Source organism: Paractinoplanes abujensis, from assembly GCF_014204895.1.
Taxonomy (GTDB): domain Bacteria; phylum Actinomycetota; class Actinomycetes; order Mycobacteriales; family Micromonosporaceae; genus Actinoplanes; species Actinoplanes abujensis.
Genome location: NZ_JACHMF010000001.1, coordinates 663539 through 679625, shown reverse-complemented (window position 1 = coordinate 679625; position 16087 = coordinate 663539). Strand labels below are relative to the sequence as shown.

12 protein-coding genes are annotated in these 16087 nt (G+C 72.8%); 6 read left to right on the top strand and 6 right to left on the bottom strand.

Features of this window, described 5'->3' with window-relative positions; translation table 11 throughout:
- The first annotated feature begins 45 nt into the window (after window positions 1–45).
- The 3 genes from BKA14_RS02610 to BKA14_RS02600 all read left to right on the top strand — a co-directional run bounded on the left by BKA14_RS02610 (window position 46) and on the right by BKA14_RS02600 (window position 2912).
- Window positions 46–705, top strand: a complete 660-nt coding sequence (locus tag BKA14_RS02610; RefSeq protein WP_184949336.1) for a response regulator transcription factor — start codon at window positions 46–48, stop codon at window positions 703–705.
- A complete protein-coding gene (locus BKA14_RS02605; RefSeq protein WP_184949335.1) occupies window positions 706–2076 on the top strand; it encodes an ATP-binding protein in 1371 nt (456 codons plus the stop codon).
- 62 nt (window positions 2077–2138) lie between these two features.
- Entirely contained in the window at window positions 2139–2912 is a 774-nt protein-coding gene (locus BKA14_RS02600) for a YcnI family copper-binding membrane protein (RefSeq protein WP_184949334.1), read from the top strand.
- A 49-nt stretch (window positions 2913–2961) separates the two neighbouring features.
- Here BKA14_RS02600 and BKA14_RS02595 read toward each other — a convergent pair whose 3' ends face one another.
- From BKA14_RS02595 to BKA14_RS02575, 5 genes are all read right to left on the bottom strand, one after another.
- Window positions 2962–4128: a hypothetical protein gene (locus BKA14_RS02595; protein ID WP_184949333.1), complete on the bottom strand. Its 1167-nt coding sequence runs from the start codon at window positions 4126–4128 to the stop codon at window positions 2962–2964.
- Between the two features lie 216 nt (window positions 4129–4344).
- The gene (locus tag BKA14_RS02590) at window positions 4345–5589 is read right to left on the bottom strand and encodes an AAA family ATPase (protein ID WP_184949332.1); all 1245 of its coding nucleotides are present in this window, start codon (window positions 5587–5589) and stop codon (window positions 4345–4347) included.
- An 89-nt stretch (window positions 5590–5678) separates the two neighbouring features.
- On the bottom strand, window positions 5679–6656 hold the full coding sequence (locus BKA14_RS02585) for a C40 family peptidase (protein ID WP_239092927.1): 978 nt from the start codon (window positions 6654–6656) through the stop codon (window positions 5679–5681).
- A 155-nt stretch (window positions 6657–6811) separates the two neighbouring features.
- Window positions 6812–7720 carry a M56 family metallopeptidase gene (locus BKA14_RS02580; protein ID WP_184949330.1) on the bottom strand — a complete coding sequence of 303 codons (909 nt, stop codon included), beginning with the start codon at window positions 7718–7720 and terminating at the stop codon, window positions 6812–6814.
- Complete coding sequence (locus BKA14_RS02575) at window positions 7717–8067, bottom strand: BlaI/MecI/CopY family transcriptional regulator (protein ID WP_184949329.1); 351 nt, start codon at window positions 8065–8067, stop codon at window positions 7717–7719. Before BKA14_RS02575 ends, BKA14_RS02580 begins: the two co-directional genes overlap by 4 nt.
- 84 nt (window positions 8068–8151) lie before the next feature.
- Here BKA14_RS02575 and BKA14_RS02570 point away from each other — a divergent pair, with 84 nt between their 5' ends.
- The 3 genes from BKA14_RS02570 (at window position 8152) to cydC (ending at window position 14488) form a co-directional block, all read left to right on the top strand.
- Window positions 8152–9516 (top strand): cytochrome ubiquinol oxidase subunit I, encoded by a 1365-nt coding sequence (locus BKA14_RS02570; protein WP_184949328.1) that lies wholly within the window; start codon window positions 8152–8154, stop codon window positions 9514–9516.
- A gap of 11 nt (window positions 9517–9527) precedes the next feature.
- Window positions 9528–10508, top strand: a complete 981-nt coding sequence (cydB, locus tag BKA14_RS02565; protein WP_184949327.1) for a cytochrome d ubiquinol oxidase subunit II — start codon at window positions 9528–9530, stop codon at window positions 10506–10508.
- Window positions 10509–10738: 230 nt separating this feature from the next.
- Entirely contained in the window at window positions 10739–14488 is a 3750-nt protein-coding gene (gene cydC, locus BKA14_RS02560; RefSeq protein WP_239092925.1) for a thiol reductant ABC exporter subunit CydC, read from the top strand.
- Here the strand turns inward: cydC and BKA14_RS02555 are convergent.
- Window positions 14439–16079 (bottom strand): S9 family peptidase, encoded by a 1641-nt coding sequence (locus tag BKA14_RS02555; protein ID WP_369076896.1) that lies wholly within the window; start codon window positions 16077–16079, stop codon window positions 14439–14441. The two genes, cydC and BKA14_RS02555, sit on opposite strands and share 50 nt — an antisense overlap.
- Window positions 16080–16087: the final 8 nt, after the last annotated feature.

Below are 16087 nucleotides of genomic sequence, written 5' to 3'. Positions count from 1 at the left end.
GAGAGCCGCCCCTAAGGGTTGCCCCCCGCATGCAAAGGTAATGAGGTGCGGTTGCTGGTGGTGGAGGACGAAGCGCGGCTTGCGGCCGCGTTGCAGCGCGGACTGCAGGCCGAGGGCTTCGCGGTCGATGTGTCGGGCGACGGCCAGGACGGGCTTGAACTGGCCCGGCACGGCGGCTACGACGCCATGATCCTGGACGTGATGCTGCCCAGGCTGAGCGGTTATCGGGTGGTGCGGCAGCTGCGGGCCGAGCAGAACTGGGTGCCCGTGCTGATGCTGTCGGCCAAGGACGGCGAGTACGACCAGGCCGACGGTCTGGACTGCGGGGCCGACGACTATCTGACCAAACCTTTCTCGTACGTGGTGCTGCTGGCCCGGCTCCGGGCGCTGCTGCGGCGCGGGGTGCACGAACGCCCCGTCGTGATGCGGCACGGCGACGTCGAGCTCGACCCGGCCGAACGGCGGGTCATGGTGGCCGGCGCGGAGGTGACGCTCACGGCCCGCGAGTTCGCCCTGCTCGAATACCTGATCCGCCGGCCCGGCGAGGTGGTCAGCAAGATCGAGCTGCTCGACCACGTGTGGGACGCGGCGATCGAGACGGCCCCCAACGCGGTCGAGGTCTACGTGGGCTACCTGCGCCGCAAGATCGGACGTGAGCGGCTCGAGACCGTACGCGGTGCGGGTTACCGGCTGGCGGCGCGCTAGATGCGGCGCCCCCGCGAGCTCAGCCTGCGGGCCCGGCTCGTGCTCGTCTCCGTGCTGGCGCTGACCGTCGGCCTGGCCGCGGGCGGCGTGCTGCTGATCGGCGTGCTCAACTTCGCGCTGCTGCGGGCGATCAGCACCGAGACGCAGGAGACTGCGCGCGGTGTGGTCAACCTCATCGACCAGAAGTCGCTGAGCCAGCGCATCGAGGCCAACCCGGCCATGCAGGTGCAGGTCATCGACGCCCGGGGCCGGGTGCTGGCGATCTCGGCGGGCGCCGACCGGCTGGTGCCGATGCTGCACGACGACGAGCTGAACGGGCTGCGCGACGGTGAGGTGCGCGACATCCCGGGCAGCCGGATCGGCCTGCCGGGCGACGCCCGCGTGGTGATGCTGACCGCCGGGCCGCCCACCGACCCGCAGCGGGTGCTGGTCGCGCGCTCGACCAACGACCTGCGGCAGGGCGTGCACATCCTCCGGCTGGCCCTGCTGGTCACGTTCCCGCTGATCATCGCGCTGCTGGCGATCGTGCTGTGGCGGGCCCTGGGGGCCGCGCTGCACCCGGTCGACGCGCTGCGGGCCGGGGCCGAGGAGATCACCGGCGGCACCCGGGCCGGGCGGTTGCCGGTGCCGGAGTCGCGCGACGAGATCCACCGGCTGGCGGTCACGCTCAACGGCATGCTGTCCCGGCTCGAATCGGCCCGGGTGCGCCAGCGCGCGTTCGTGGCCGACGCCGCGCACGAGCTGCGCAGCCCGCTGACCAACATGCGAACCGAGCTCGAGGTGGCCCAGCGCCTGCCCGACACCGACTGGGCTGCGCTCACCGGCGACCTGCTGACCGACGTGGACCGGCTCAGCCGGCTCGTCGACGACCTGCTGCTGCTGGCCCGCGCGGACGACGGGGGCGGCCGGGCCGTCGCGGCGCCGTTCCGCTCGGTCGACCTGGGCGCGCTGGTCGGCGACGTGGCCGACCGCTATCCGGCGGTGACCTACGTGCGGCCGCCGGCGCCCATGGAGGTGACCGGCGAGCCCGACGCGCTGGGCCGGGTGGTGGCCAACCTCCTGGACAACGCCGTCCGGCACGCCACATCGAGCGTGCAGGCGACGGTGAGTGAGAACGGCACGTACCGGCTGATCACCGTGACCGACGACGGCCCGGGCATCCCGCAGGCCGACCGGGAACGCGTCTTCGACCGCTTCACCAGGCTCGACGATGCGCGGGCGCGGGACGCCGGCGGCTCCGGGCTGGGGCTGGCGATCGTGCGCGAACTGGTCCGCCGGCACGGAGGTATCGTGACGTTGAGTGATGCGTCTCCGGGGCTGCGGGTCGACGTACGGCTGCCGGCTCTGCATGAGAAATTCGCCGGGAACTAATCCGCGGCCGGGAGCGACCAATGCCGTACGCCGGTATTCCCCCCACGGAAGGTTCGACAAGGATGTCCCTGTTCAAGCGCTCGGCTCTGGTGGGCGCCACCGTCCTCGGGTTCACCCTCGCGCTGGCCTCCCCCGCCGCCGCTCACGTCACGGTGAACCCCGGAACCGCGACGGCCGGTGGGTATTCCAAGGTCACCTTCCGGGTGCCCAACGAGTCCGACAAGGAGTCGACGACCAAGGTCGAGATCAACCTGCCCGCCGACAAGCCGGTGGCCTCGGTCTCGGTCAAGCCGCTGACCGGGTGGGACGTCGCCACCACGATCGGCCGGCTCGACAAGCCGCTCGAGGCGCACGGCGCGCAGATCACCGAGGCCGTCTCCAAGATCACGTGGACGGCCAAGGCGGGCTCGGAGATCAAGCCGGGTCAGTTCCAGGAGTTCGACGTCTCGCTGGGCCCGCTGCCCGAGTCGGGCGACATGATCTTCAAGGCGTTGCAGACCTACTCCGACAACACGGTCGTGCGGTGGATCGACGAGCCGTCGACCGACGGCACCGAGCCCGAGTCGCCCGCCCCCGTGCTCAAGCTGACCGCGGCCGGCGCCGAGGGCGGCGACGCGGCCGCCGCGGCCCCGGTGGCCACGGCCGTGGCCGAGCCCGCCCCCGCGGAGGACTCGGACGGCACCGACGTGTTCGGGATCGCCGGGCTGGTCGCGGGCGTGCTGGCGCTGATCGTGGCGATGCTGGCCTATGCGCGTTCGGCCCGCCGCCCATCCGGCGCGGTTGCCGCTCCTTCGTCCTCCGGTTCTTCGCCCTCCGCGCCCTCGTCGGACAAATAGGCTGACCGCCCCGCCCCTGGCCGTCGCAAGGGCCTGGGCGTCGGGTTGATCAGCGTGGGGCCGGGCCGTTCTCCGGTCCGGCCTCGTCGTCCTTCCAGGCGTCGCGCAGGTCCCTCTTGGTGGTGCGCCACCAGTCGCGCAGCTCGTCGGTCCAGTCGCTCAGCGCCTGCCGGCTGCCCGGGTCATCGAGACCCGCACCCAGCAGCTCGGTCAGGCCCAGCAGCCACAGCAACGGCGTCACGGCCAGCGCGACCACCGGCAGCGGCCACCACGGCACGGCGGCGAACAACGCCAGCAGCGCCACGCCGAGCGCGGTGAGGGCCAGGCCCGCCACGTCGGCCCGGCGCATCAACGGCGGCAGCAGCCCCAGACAGCGCCACGGCAGCCGCCCGGCGGGGATGAGCACCCGGGCCGCGAACCCGGCCATCACCGCGGCCAGCACGGCCGCCACGATCCGCGCGAAAAACCCGGCCGGCCCCCACCACCAGTGCGCCATCAGCAGCAGCACGCAGATCAGGCCCGCGCTCACGGCCAGGCCCCGGCGCAGCCCGCTCAGCACGCCCCGGATCGGCCACGTCATCGAGACCACATCGGCGCGGGCCGGATTGTCCCGCGCGACCTCACGCAGCGCCCGCATCGAGCGGCGCACCCGCAGCCGCTCGGCGTCCAGCATGGCGATCAACCAACGCCCGTACGCGTTGCCGGGATCGATGGCCAGCGCCGCGCGCGCCGCGGCCAGCGCGGGCTCCCGGTGGCCCGCGTCGCGTTCCACGTCGGCCACCGTGAGCAGGCCCTCCACCGAGCGCGGAGCCAGCGTGCGGCCGTGCGCGGCGGCGGCCCGGGCCCGGTCGAAGTCCCGGGCGGCGGCCAGCGCGCGAGCCAGCACGAAGTGCCCGGACGCGGCCTGGGGGTCGAGCCGCACGGCCTCGGCCGCCGCGTCGACGGCATCCTTCGAGCGCACCAGGACGATCAGGTTCTCGGCCCGTTCCAGGTGCGCGTCGGACAGCAGGGGTGCGGCCGCGACGGCGGCGTCGGCCCCGCGCAGGGCAGCCGCGTAGTCGCGCTTCAGCCGCAACACCGAGGCCAGCAGGGTGAGCAGCCAGCCGTCGGCGGGCGCCTCGGCCAGGCCCTCGCGGGCGATCCGCTCGGCCTCCGCGTAGTGCCCGACCTCGGCCAGCCGCTGTGCCCGCCAATAGGCCGAGGGCGGCGACGTCACCGGCGCCCGCGCTTCATCAAGCCCGCCGCGCCGACGCTGGCACCGGCACGAACCAGGCCAACGCTGACACCGGCACGAACCAGGCCGACACTGTCAGCGGCGCGGGCCGGGCCGACGCTGACACCGGCGCGGGCCGGGCCCACGCTGTCACCGGCGCGAGCCGGGGCGGACCAGCCGGGTGTGGCGCTGTGATCGGCGCGAGCTTCTGTGACGCCGTCACCGGTTCTTGCGCTTCTTCAGGTAGGCCGCGAGGTCGTCGTACTCCCCCGACTCGTTGGCGAACATCGCCACGTTGCGGGCGGTGGCGAACCAGCCGTCGGTGGACGGGCGGACCTCGCGCGCGGCGGCCAGCATGTCCTGCTGGTTGATCATGCGGATCTCGCCGGTGGCGATCGAGTCGCGCATCGCGAACTCGGCCGCGGTCTCGCACACGTGCGCCAGGTCGGCGCCCGAGTAGTTCTCGGTCGCGTCGGCCACCCGGCCCAGATCGACGCCGGCCACCGGGCGGTCGCGCAGGTGGTACTGCAGGATGGCGGCGCGGGCCGGCTTGTCGGGCGGCAGCACCAGCAGGGTGCGGTCGAGCCGGCCGGGGCGGCGCAACGCGGAGTCGATGTCCCACGGCGCGTTGGTGGCGGCCAGCACGAACACGCCGTCGTTGTTGCCGTCGACGCCGTCCAGCTCGGTCAGCAGCTGATTGACCACCGTCCGCATCGAGGACGAGTTGAGCTGGCTGCGCTTGTGGCCGAGGGCGTCGATCTCGTCGAGGAACAGCACGCAGGGGGCGTGGCCCCGGGCCGACTGGAACAGGTCGTGCAGGTTGCGCTCGGAGCTGCCGACCCACATGTTGAGCACGTCGGTGATCGACAGGGAGATGAAGGCGGCCCCCATCTCGCCGGCCACCGCGCGGGCCAGGAAGGTCTTGCCGCAGCCGGGCGGGCCGTAGAGCAGCAGGCCGCCGCGCAGACTCTTGCCGAACAGCGTGCGGAGTCCGGGGTTCTTCAACGGCCCGAGGAACGAGATCTCGAGACGCTTCTTGACCTCCTGCATGCCACCGACGTCGGCCAGCGTGATGGTGGACTTCTCGATGTCGAACGTGCGGTCCTCGTGGCCCCGCACCGGCTCCTGCTCGTGCGAGAAGCGGGGCGGGACGATGTCGCCGAGATCCTGCTCCATGGCGGCCCAGTCGACGGCCTCGGCCGGAGCGGCGGACGCCGGGGCGGCGGGCGGCGGAGCCGCGGGCGGCGGAGCGGAAGGGGCCGGGCCGCCCAGGGCGGACGTCATCAGCTTCTGGGCGGCGGCGTTGCCCGGTTCACGGGCCAGGACCTGAGCGGCGTGCCCGATCGCCTCGCCGCCCCGCCCCGCGCCGACCAGCAGCTCGGCCAGGTGCAGGCGCAGCGTCAGGTCGTCGGGCCGGGCCTCGACGGCCGCGGTGAGGCTGTCGATCAAGGGCGAGTCGCTCATGACACGGAATTATGCCCGCGCCCGCCGGGAACATCGAAGGCCGCCGGGTAACTGCCGCGGCGGCCTTCGATCAGTGTGGTGATGTCGATCTAGCCGGGCCGGCGGTAACCCGCGATCGGGCCGCGGTCGATCGTCGCCATGCGCACGTGGTCGCCCGTGTGCGGCGCGTGCACGACCATGCCGCCGCCGATGTAGATGGCCACGTGATGCAGGCTGCCCGGATAGTAGAAGACCAGGTCACCTGGTTGCAGCTCGTCCTCGGAGACCGGCCGGCCCTGGTTCCACTGGTCTTTCGTGTAGTGGTCCAGGTGCACCCCGACACTCGCCCACGCCTCCTGGGTCAGACCCGAGCAGTCGTACGAGTTGGGGCCGGCCGAGCCGAAGACGTAGGGCAGGCCGATCAGGTCGCAGGCCCGCTGGGCCGCGCGGCCGCCCTTGTCGTTGGTGTAGTCCACCGGGCACGGGCCGGTCTTGAACGGTCCGTCCTCCGCGCCCGACGCACCGTAGGCCTGGATCCGCAGCTTCTGCAGCGACGTGATCTTGGCTTCGATCGCCTTCTTGCGCTTGGCCAGGTCGGCGTCGCGGGCGGCGTTCTCCTTGGTCACCACGTCCAGGTCGGCCTTGGTGGCCGCCAGCTTGTCACGCAGCGCGGCGACGTCGGCGATCTGCTCCTGCTGGTGCCGGGCGAGCTGGTCCAGGTACATCAGCTTGTCGGTCAGGCCGGTCGGCGAGCCGCTGATCAGCATGGCGTTGAGCGCGTTGGGCGAGCCCTGCTTGTAGGCGTCGACCGCGAGCCCGCGCACCTGCCGCATCGCGGCGTCGACCTGCGTCTGCAGCGGCTTCAGCTGAGCGGTCAGCTGCTTCTGCTGGGCCTTGTTCTTGATCAACGTGCCGTGCACGTCGTTGTACTTCTCGATGACCGGTTCGAGCTCGTTCCACTGCTTGTCGATCTGCGCCTCGACCGAGGACGGCGAGGGCGTTGCCTGCGCGGCGACGGGTCCGGAGAAGACGATCCCGACCGCGACGGCGGCGCAGACCAGGCTGCGCACAACTGCGGCGCGACGCACGGAGGTGGGTGTCCTTTCGGGCGGTGATCCGTCAGATCGGCCGGGTGGACGATGGGGGGCTGCCGGACCGGGGAACACCGTACTCCCGATCATGTCCTTATATAAAGGCGCACCGGACGAACAACTTTGTGCGGCGGAAGTTGCACGCTGAGTTACTACAGGGGCCAGGCTGCGAGCGCGCGGTCGAGCCAGGGCACAACCAGGATCACCGTGGGTAGCACCAGCAGGCCCAACGCGGCGGCCCCGGCGGCCACGTTGAGGGCGACGGACGGGGTGTGCGACGCGGCCAGCCGATCGAGCCGTCTGCGACGTGCGTCACCTCGGAGGTCGGGCTTGACGTCCTCCGCGAGAGGGACGGCATCGGTGAGCCGCTCCAACGCGGCCCGGAGCGGGCCGTCCCCCACCCGCCGGCGCGCGACGTCGTCCGCGACCATTTCGAGCAGCAGGTTGACGGCGTCGAGCGGCTTGCGGCTGCGCAACGGCCGCGGCACCGCGCGATAGAAGGCGGTGAACGACTCCATCACCACCTCGTGCCGATGCCGCAGGTGGGTCTGCTCGTGGGCCAGCACGGCGTCGATCTGGGCCCGGTCGAGCACCTGCAGCACGCCGTGGCTGAGCACGACGCGGGGCTCGCGGCCGGGCACGCAGTAGGCCAGCGGGAGGGCCCCGTCGAGCACGCGCAGGTGGTCGGGGCCGAGCTCACGGTGCTGCTCGGCCCGGTCGAGCAGGTCGACGAGCAGCCGGTGCCGGGCGCGGCGGGCCCGCGAACGGCGGCTCACCCCGTACAGGGAAACGAGAAGGCGCACAATGATGACCGCGGCCACGGCCAGGGCGCCGACGACCGCGACCTCGGCCACCGTCTGCCCCGAACCGGCGGCCCGGGTGACCTCCTCGGGCGCGGCCAGCACCACCCCGAGCGCGGCCAGCACGGCCGTCAACGTGATCGACTGCCAGAGCACCACCGCGGCGGCCGGCGCCCGGTCGGGCCAGCGGGCGTTGGCCAGAATGCCGGGCACGACGAGCGACAACGTCAGCCCGAGCGCACCCAGCAGCAGCGCGGTCACCGCTTCTTCTGCACCGCTTCGATCGCGGCCGCCAGCGCCTCCGGTGGCAGCTGCCCCACGAAGTGAGCCAGCGCCGCGTCCTGGTCGTCGCTGGACGACAGCGCGTCCAGCATCACCGAGGCCGTCATCTCCTCGCGGGACTGGGCGGCGGCGTACTTGTAAGCGCGGTCCGCCTTCTGCTGCAGGACCACGCCCTTCTTGGCCAGCCGATCGAGCACGGTCATCACCGTTGTGTAGGCCAAGTCGCGCTGACGGCTCAGGCGCTCGTGCACCTGCCGCACGGTGAGTGGCTCACCGGCGTCCCACAACTGCGTCATGACCTCGCGTTCCAAGTCACCGAGAGCCATGTGACCGAGCATACCGCCTCTATGTCACCGCGTCGTACTACGTGGCGTAGTATCTACTACGAGACGTCGTAGAGGGGGCTACCCATGGACGTGCTGGACCTGACGCGGCTGCAGTTCGCGGTCGTGACGATCTACCACTACTTCTTCGTGCCGCTGTCGATCAGCCTGGCCGCGAGCGCCGCCGGCCTGCAGATCGCCTGGCTGCGGACCCGTCGCGCGGAATACCTGCACCTGACGAAGTTCGTCGGCAAACTGCTGATCGTCACCTTCGCCGTCGGCGTCGTCACCGGCCTCGTGCAGGAATTCCAGTTCGGGCTGGGCTGGAGCGCCTTCGCGAACTTCTACGGCGACGTCTTCGGGCCCACCCTGGCCATCGAGGGCATGCTCGCGTTCTTCCTGGAGGCGACGTTCCTCGCGCTCTGGTACTTCGGGTGGGACCGGCTGCCCCGGCTCGTGCACACCGCCTGCATCGTCATCGTCGCGGCCGGCACCCTGCTCAGCGCGTTCATCATCCTCGCGGCCAACAGCTTCATGCAGAACCCGGTCGCGTACGCCCTCGACCCCGCCACCGGCCGGGCCCGGCTCACGTCGTTCACCGAACTGATGCTCAACAAGGTCAACCTGGCCGCGTTCCCGCACACCATGGCGGGGGCGCTGATGGTCGGCGGCGCGCTCCTGCTCGCGCTGGGCGTGTGGCGTCTCGCGGCCGACCCCGCGTACAGGATCCTGGCTCGTCTCGGCGCCTGGCTGACGCTGGCCGGGGGTGGGTTCACGGCGCTGACCGGCGACCACCTGGGCAAGGTCATCACCGAGGTCCAGCCGATGAAGATGGCCGCCGCCGAGGCCCTGTACGAGACGACGTCGGGCGCGCCGTTCGCCGTCTTCGCGACCGGCAAGCCGCTGCCCGAGTTCGCGCTGGAGATTCCCTGGCTGCTGTCGATCCTGGCCAAGGGCGACCCCGGCGCCACCGTGCAGGGCATCGACGACCTGCAGGCGCAGTACGCGGCGGAGTTCGGCCCCGGCTCGTACGTGCCGATGATCCCGGTCGCCTTCTGGACGTTCCGGCTCATGATCGGCGCGGGGATGCTCGCCATGGCCGTCGCCGCGTTCTACCTCTGGCGTACGCGGAAAGCTCGTCAAGCTCCGCACTGGCTGACCCGGTGGCTGCCGCTCATCCCGCTGCTGCCCGCCGCGGCCAACACCTTCGGCTGGATCTTCACCGAGACCGCGCGGCAGCCGTGGATCGCGTTCGGCATCTCCAAGACCGCCGACGGGATCTCACCCGGCCTGACGAGCACCGAGGTTCTCTTCTCGCTCGCCGGCTTCACGCTCGTCTACGGGGTGCTCGCCGTCGTCTGGCTGCGGCTCGTACGCCATCTCGCGCGGCAACCCCTCGCTGCTTCTTCCCCCTCTCCTGCGGACAAATCGGACCTCGCGCCCGTCTACTGAGGAGCTTTCACGTGATCACCTTGTGGTTCTCGGTCGTCGTGCTGGCCTGGGTGCTGTTCTTCGTGCTCGAAGGGTTCGACTTCGGCGTCGGCGTGCTCGGTCCGCTGCTGGGGCGCGACGACCATGAGCGGGGAGCCGCCGTCCGCACCATCGGCCCGTTCTGGGACGGCAACGAGGTCTGGCTGGTGGCCGCCATCGGCGTGACGTTCGCTGCGTTCCCGGCCTGGTACGGCGCCCTGCTGTCCGGCCTGTACGTGCCCATGGTGGTGCTGCTGCTCCTGCTCGCGGTGCGTGGCGTGGCCCTGGAGTTCCGCGGCAAGGGCGACGGTGAACGCTACCGCCGCCGGGCCGACGTCGCGCTGGCCGCCAGTTCGCTCGGCATCGTGCTGCTGTGGGGCGCGCTGCTGGCGGTCTTCGTCCGCGGCCTGGCCCTGGGCGCCGACGGCCAGGTCACCGGGGCCGGTCTGGCGCGCAGCCTCGACCCCGTCCTCACCGGGGAAGCCCTGCTCGGCGCGCTGGGCGCCCTGCTGGCCGCGCTCCTGCTGGGGGCGACGTTCCTTTCCCTCCGTACGAGCGGGCCCCTGCGCCGCCGCGCCCGGATGCTGGCCCGATGGCTGGGCACGGGCGGAGCCGTCGCCCTGCTGCTGACCGGGGTCCTCACGAGTTCGCCCCTCGCCCTGGTCGCGGCCGTGCTCAGCTTCGCCGCCGGGCTGCTGGCCCGCGCCGGACGCGAGGCCCTGGCCTTCGCCACCACGGCACTGGCCGTGGCCGGCGCGGTGGTCGCGGTCTTCACCGCCCGCGGTGCGGTCGTCCTGCACAGCACGGTCGACCCGGCCTTCTCGCTGACCCGGGCCTCGGCCGCCGCCACCCCCCAGGCGTTGGAACTGATTACCTGGGCGGGCGTCCTGATCCTGCCCGGAGTGCTGGCCTACCAGGCGTTCTCGTACTGGGTCTTCCGCCGCCGCGTCGCCAGCGAACGGGTCCCCTCATGACCACCCCCGCTCTGCCCGCGGCCACTCCTTCCGCGGCTGCTTCCTCGGCTGCTCCTTCCGTTGTTCCTCCTTCCGGGGCTGCTCTTTCCGTTGCTGCTCCTTCCACTGCTGCTCCTTCCGTTGCGGCTCCTCCCCTTGCCGCTCCTTCCGCGGCTGCTCCGACGGCTCCTCTCCGGGCCGCGGAGATCCAGCGGTCGCGCCCGCCACGCGGACCGCTGGACCCCCGGCTGGTGCGTCATGCCCGCACCAGCCGGACGGGCATCGCCGGCCTGGCCCTCCTCGGAGCAGGCCAGGCCGGCGCCACCATCGCCGTCGCGGTGGCGCTGACCCTGCTGGTGGCCCACCCTTCGTCGCGCCCCGGGGCGGCCGCCCTGCTGGCCGTCGCCTTCGGGGCCCGGGCCCTGTTCTCGTGGGCCGAACAGGTCGTGGCCCGCCGAACCGCCGCCCGGGTCACCGACGAACTGCGCCGCGCCATGCTCGCCGCCCTCCCCCAGCGCGGCCCCGCCTGGGTCGCCTCCTTCGGCGCCGGCCGCCTGACCGCCGTGCTCACCACCGGCCTCGACACGCTCAAGCCATGGTTCAGCGGCTACCTGCCGGCCCTGATCCTCGGCGTCACCCTGCCACCGCTGGTCATCCTGGCCATGGCCCTGGTCGACCCCACCTCGGCCGTGGTCGCCCTGATCACGCTGCCGCTGATCCCCGTGCTGGGCGCCCTGATCGGCTGGGCCACCCAGACCCAGGCCCGCCGCCGCTGGCAGGCCGACGCCCGCCTGGCCGGCCACTTCCTCGACGTGGTCCGCGGCCTGCCCACCCTGCGCGTCTACGGCCGGGCCGAACGCCAGACCGCGGTCGTCGAACACCTCACCGACCAGCACCGCTCCGCCACGCTGCGGGTCCTGCGGGTGGCCTTCCTCTCCTCCACGGCGCTGGACCTCGTCGGCACCCTCTCCGTCGGCCTGATCGCGGTCGAGGCCGGCCTGCGGGTCGCCGCCGGAAACTTGTCCCTGGGCCCGGCCCTGCTGGTCATCCTGCTGGCGCCCGAGGCGTACCGCCCGCTCCGCGAGATGGCCGCCCGCTACCACGCCTCCACTGACGCCACGGCGGTCATCACCGACGTCGACGAGATCCTCACCGCCGGCTCACCCGGCGGGCCCACCTCGTCACCCGCCACCAGCGAGCCGGCCGCCGCCGCGCCGCCCGCTCCCGTGCAGCCGACGCCGCCCCAGGCCCCCAGCCCAACCCAAGCCGCGACCCCGTCGCCCGCCGCCGTTACCGCATCCGCCGCGGCGACGGAGATCGACGGTCCCGCTGGAGTGGCCACGGCCGGACTGCGCGCTCGCTCGAGTGCCGACGCGGGCCATGTCTCTCCGGCATCGCAACGAGCTGCCCATGCCGCTGCCGCATCCGCCGCAGCGACCGAGGTCCACGGTCCCGCTGGAGTGGTCGCGTTCGGTCTGCGCGCTCGCTATCCCGGCGCCACCCAGGACGCGGTGGCGCTCGACGAACTGGTCGTGCGGCCGGGTGAGATCGTCGCGTTGAGCGGGCCCTCCGGCGCGGGCAAGACGACTGCGCTGCGTGTGCTGGCCGGTTTGCACGAAGCGACTGCCGGCGTGGCCCACGCCGCCGACCCGCTCTATCTGCCGCAGCGACCGACGTTGCCGCACGCCCGAGTCGTGGCTGACCTCTTCCCGGCGGGCGCTGACATCGCCGGAGCACTCCACTCTGTAGGCCTCGACGGTGACGTCACCGCGGAGACCCCGCTGGGTGAGCGCGGCTCCGGTGTCTCGGCGGGGCAACGCCATCGCCTGGCCCTCGCCGCCCTGCTGCACCAGGCGGACGGGCCGGTGACCCTGCTGCTGGACGAGCCGACCGCGCACCTCGACGCCGTCACAGAATCGCTGGTGATCGACCGTCTGCGCGCTGCGGCCCGGGGCGGGGCCGCGATCCTGGTGGTGGCGCACCGTCCGGCCCTGCTGGCCGCCGCCGACCATGTTGTGCCGGTGACCACGCCCGGGGCGACCGACACTTTCGCCCGCGATCAAGCCGGTGTCGCCGAGGTTGGACGCACGGCACTGGCGCAAGACGCCGCGACGGAAAGCGGCAAGAAGGTCGACGGATCTGCGGCATCTCGTGAAGAGGGCGACAGCGCCGACATCAAGCCGATGGCCGGGAGCGACACAACCGGCACAGCGGCCGGGAGCGGCGCGGCAGCAGAGAGCGGCATAGCCGGCGCCGCGCCCGAGAGCGGCCCAACCAACACGGCGCCCAAGAGCGGCACAACCGGCACAGCAGCCAGCAGCGGCACAGCCAACGCGGCGTCTGGGCGAAAGGGCGGGCGCGGCAGGGCCAAGGGCAGGGCGACCACGGCCTCGGGCCGGTGGGCGGCCCTGTGGCGGCGGCCCGGCGTCGCGGTGGTGCTGGGTAGTGGGTCGTCGCTGGCGGGGCTTCTGCTGACCGGGGCCGCGGCCTGGCTGCTGGTGCGGGCGTCAAGCTTGCCGCCCGTGCTGAGCCTGTCGACGGCAGTGGTGCTGGTTCGGGGTAGTGCCGTCGCCCGGCCGTTGCTGCGGTATTTGGAACGGCTGGTGGCGCATGATGTGGCCTTCGCGCGGCTGGGGGCCTGGCGGGCGCGCGTCTTCGCCGATCTTGTTCCGCGGGTTCCGGGGGTCCGGCTGCGGCGGCGCGGTGACCTGTTGTCCAAGGTGGTCGGTGACGTCGACGCCCGTGTGGACGGGCTGCTGCGGGGGCGGATGCCGGCCCTGATCGCGGGCGTGACGACCGCGGTGGCCGGGGGCGCGATCGCCGTGACGGCTCCGCCGGCGGTGCTTCCGCTGGGTGCGGGGCTGCTGCTCTCGGGGATCGTCGCGCCGGCGCTGGCTGTGCGTCAGGCGCGGCGGGATGAGGACGCTACCGGGGAGGCGCGGGGCCGGCTGCGGGACGCGATGGTGGAGACCGTCGACGGGGTCGAGGACCTCGGTGTCGCGGACAGCGGTGTGCCGCGGCGGCGGAGCCGGGAGTTGGCCCGGCTCGAGGCGCGGGCCGCGCACGCTTCCGGCCGGGCGGCTGCTGTTGCGCATCTCGGGTGGGGTGTTGCCGTGGTGGGGACGGCGTTCGCGGTGGGTGGGCTCAGCCCGGAGTGGGGCGCGGTGCTGTTGCTGGCGACCGTTGTGCTCGGTGAGACGGTTCTCGCGCTGCCCGACGCGGCGGTCGCCCGGTTGCAGGCTGCCGCGGCCGGGAAGCGGCTGGCCGCTCTGACCGCCGACCCGCCCAGCGCGACGTTCCCGGCGGGCGGGGCGGCTGCGGACGAGAAGCTTCTGGGCATCAGCTTGCGCGACGTCACCGCGGGCTGGGACCCCGGGCGGGAGCCCGCCCTGCGCGGGCTGGATCTGGAGGTGGCCGCCGGGGAGCGGGTCGCCGTCGTGGGCCGGTCCGGGGAGGGCAAGTCGACGCTGGCCGCGGTGGTGGCCCGGCTGCTGGACCCCCGATCGGGCACGGTGGCGCACGCCGACCGGCCCGAGCACCAGGTCCGGGGGCGGATCGTGGTGGTCGGCGACGACACCGATCACGTCTTCGCGTCCACCGTGCGCGAGAACTTGCGCCTGGCCCGGCCGGCCGCGAGCGATGGTGAGCTGCGGGCCGCGCTGACCCGCGTACGGCTGGGAACGTGGCTCGAAACGCTGCCGCGAGGGCTGGACACGTGGCTGGGCAGCGGCGGGACCACGATGTCGGGTGGCCAGGCGCGCCGCTTCGCCACGGCGCGGGCGCTGCTGGCCGAACCGGACGTGCTGGTGCTGGACGAGCCGACCGAGGGCCTCGACGAGGACGTGGCCGAGGCCGTGATGAGTGACCTGCTGGCGGCGTCGGGGAACCGTACGGTGCTGCTGCTGACTCACCGGCCCGAGGGGCTGGACCGGGTGGATCGGGTGCTCGAGCTCAGCGGGGGGCGGCTAGGGCCTCACGCAGGAAGCGCAGTTCCGGCGTGAGCAGGTCGGTGTCGGGGGGCATGTGGCTCGCGCCGGCCAGCGGCAGGACGGTGTGCGGCTTTCCGGCGGCGAGCAGGGCCGCCGACAACCGCATCGTGTGCACCGGGTAGACGTTGTCGTCGGCCAGGCCGTGGATCAGCAGCAACGGCCGGGACAGGCCTGCGGCGTCGGCGATCAACGACCCGTCCTCGTACGAGCCGGGGTTGCTCGCCGGGTGACCGAGGAACCGCTCCTGCCAGTGGGTGTCGTAGAGCCGCAGGTCGGTCACGGGCGCCCCGGCCACGGCGGCGTGGAAGACGTCGGGGCGGCGCAGTACGGCCAGGGCCGCCAGGTAGCCACCGGCCGACCAGCCACGGATGCCGACCCGGTTGACGTCGAGCTCGGGGTAGAGCCCGGCCACCGTCTCGAGGGCCACGATCTGGTCCTCGAGCAGCTTGGCCGCCGAGCGCCCGTACGCCTCTTTCTCCCAGCGCGGCCCGCGGCCGGGGGTGCCGCGACCGTCCGCGACGATCACCGCGAACCCCTGGTCGGCGAACCACTGCGACACGTAGTAGGACCGGCGGTCGGCGACGGCGCGGACCATGGCGGCACCCCCGTACGGGTCCATCAGCACGGGAAGCCGCTCGCCGCGCTGCCACAGGGCGGGGAACAGGACGGCCGTCCGCAGTTCGTGCCGGCCGGCGCGCAGCAGCGAGACCTTGGGCACGACCGGTGAGACGGTGGCGAGGTCCCGGACGGTGCCGCCGGGCCAGGTGATGCTCTGCCCGGTCAGCGTGGCCGAGTTGATCACGGTGGTGCCGCCTGCGCGGAAGCCCTCGTGGCGGCCCGGTTCGCTGGTGTGCCGGCGCAGTCCGTCGGCCGCCGACCATGACCAGACGTGCATCTCGGTGGGTTCCGGCGAGGCCGTGAAGAGCACGGTGTCGCCGTCGACCGCGCTCAACTCGGCCACCTGCAAACCGTCGGGCGTGACGGGCCGGCCGTCAACGGTCAGGCGCCGCGTGCCGCCGTCGTCGGCCGTCCAGATCAAAGAACCCTCCCCAGTACGGCGGGGGAAGCCGGGCGCGATGTGCGTCCAGCTCGGATCGGTGTTCTCGGCGAGTTTTTCCGTACGCCCGGTGGCCGGGTCGACCGCGAGCACGCGGAGCACGGTCTGCGGCCGGTTCTGCACGACCGCCATCAGCCCGTGCGCGTCCCATACGACGTCGACCAGATATTCGTACTCGTCCCACCCGAAGTCGACCCGCACCGGTTCGCCGTCGCCCAGAACCCACAGCTGCACGTCGGCGTTGGCCGTGCCCGCCACCGGGTAGCGCTGCGCGGTCGGCGGCTCGGCCGGTCGGCTGGGGTCGCTGAGATACCACACCTGGACGGGCTCGTTGTCGACCCGCGCCACGGCCAGCCGCCGTCCGTCGGGCGCCCACCAGAACCCGCGATGCCGCTGCATCGACTCCGACGCGACGTGCTCGGCCAGCCCGTACGTGACCAGCTCGTGCTCGGGGGTGGCGAGCGCCCGGTCGTCGTGGCCGTCGACGCCGATCGTCCGCAGCTCGCCGTCGTGCACGTAGGCCACCACCGCCCCGTCCGGGCTGATCGTGGCAT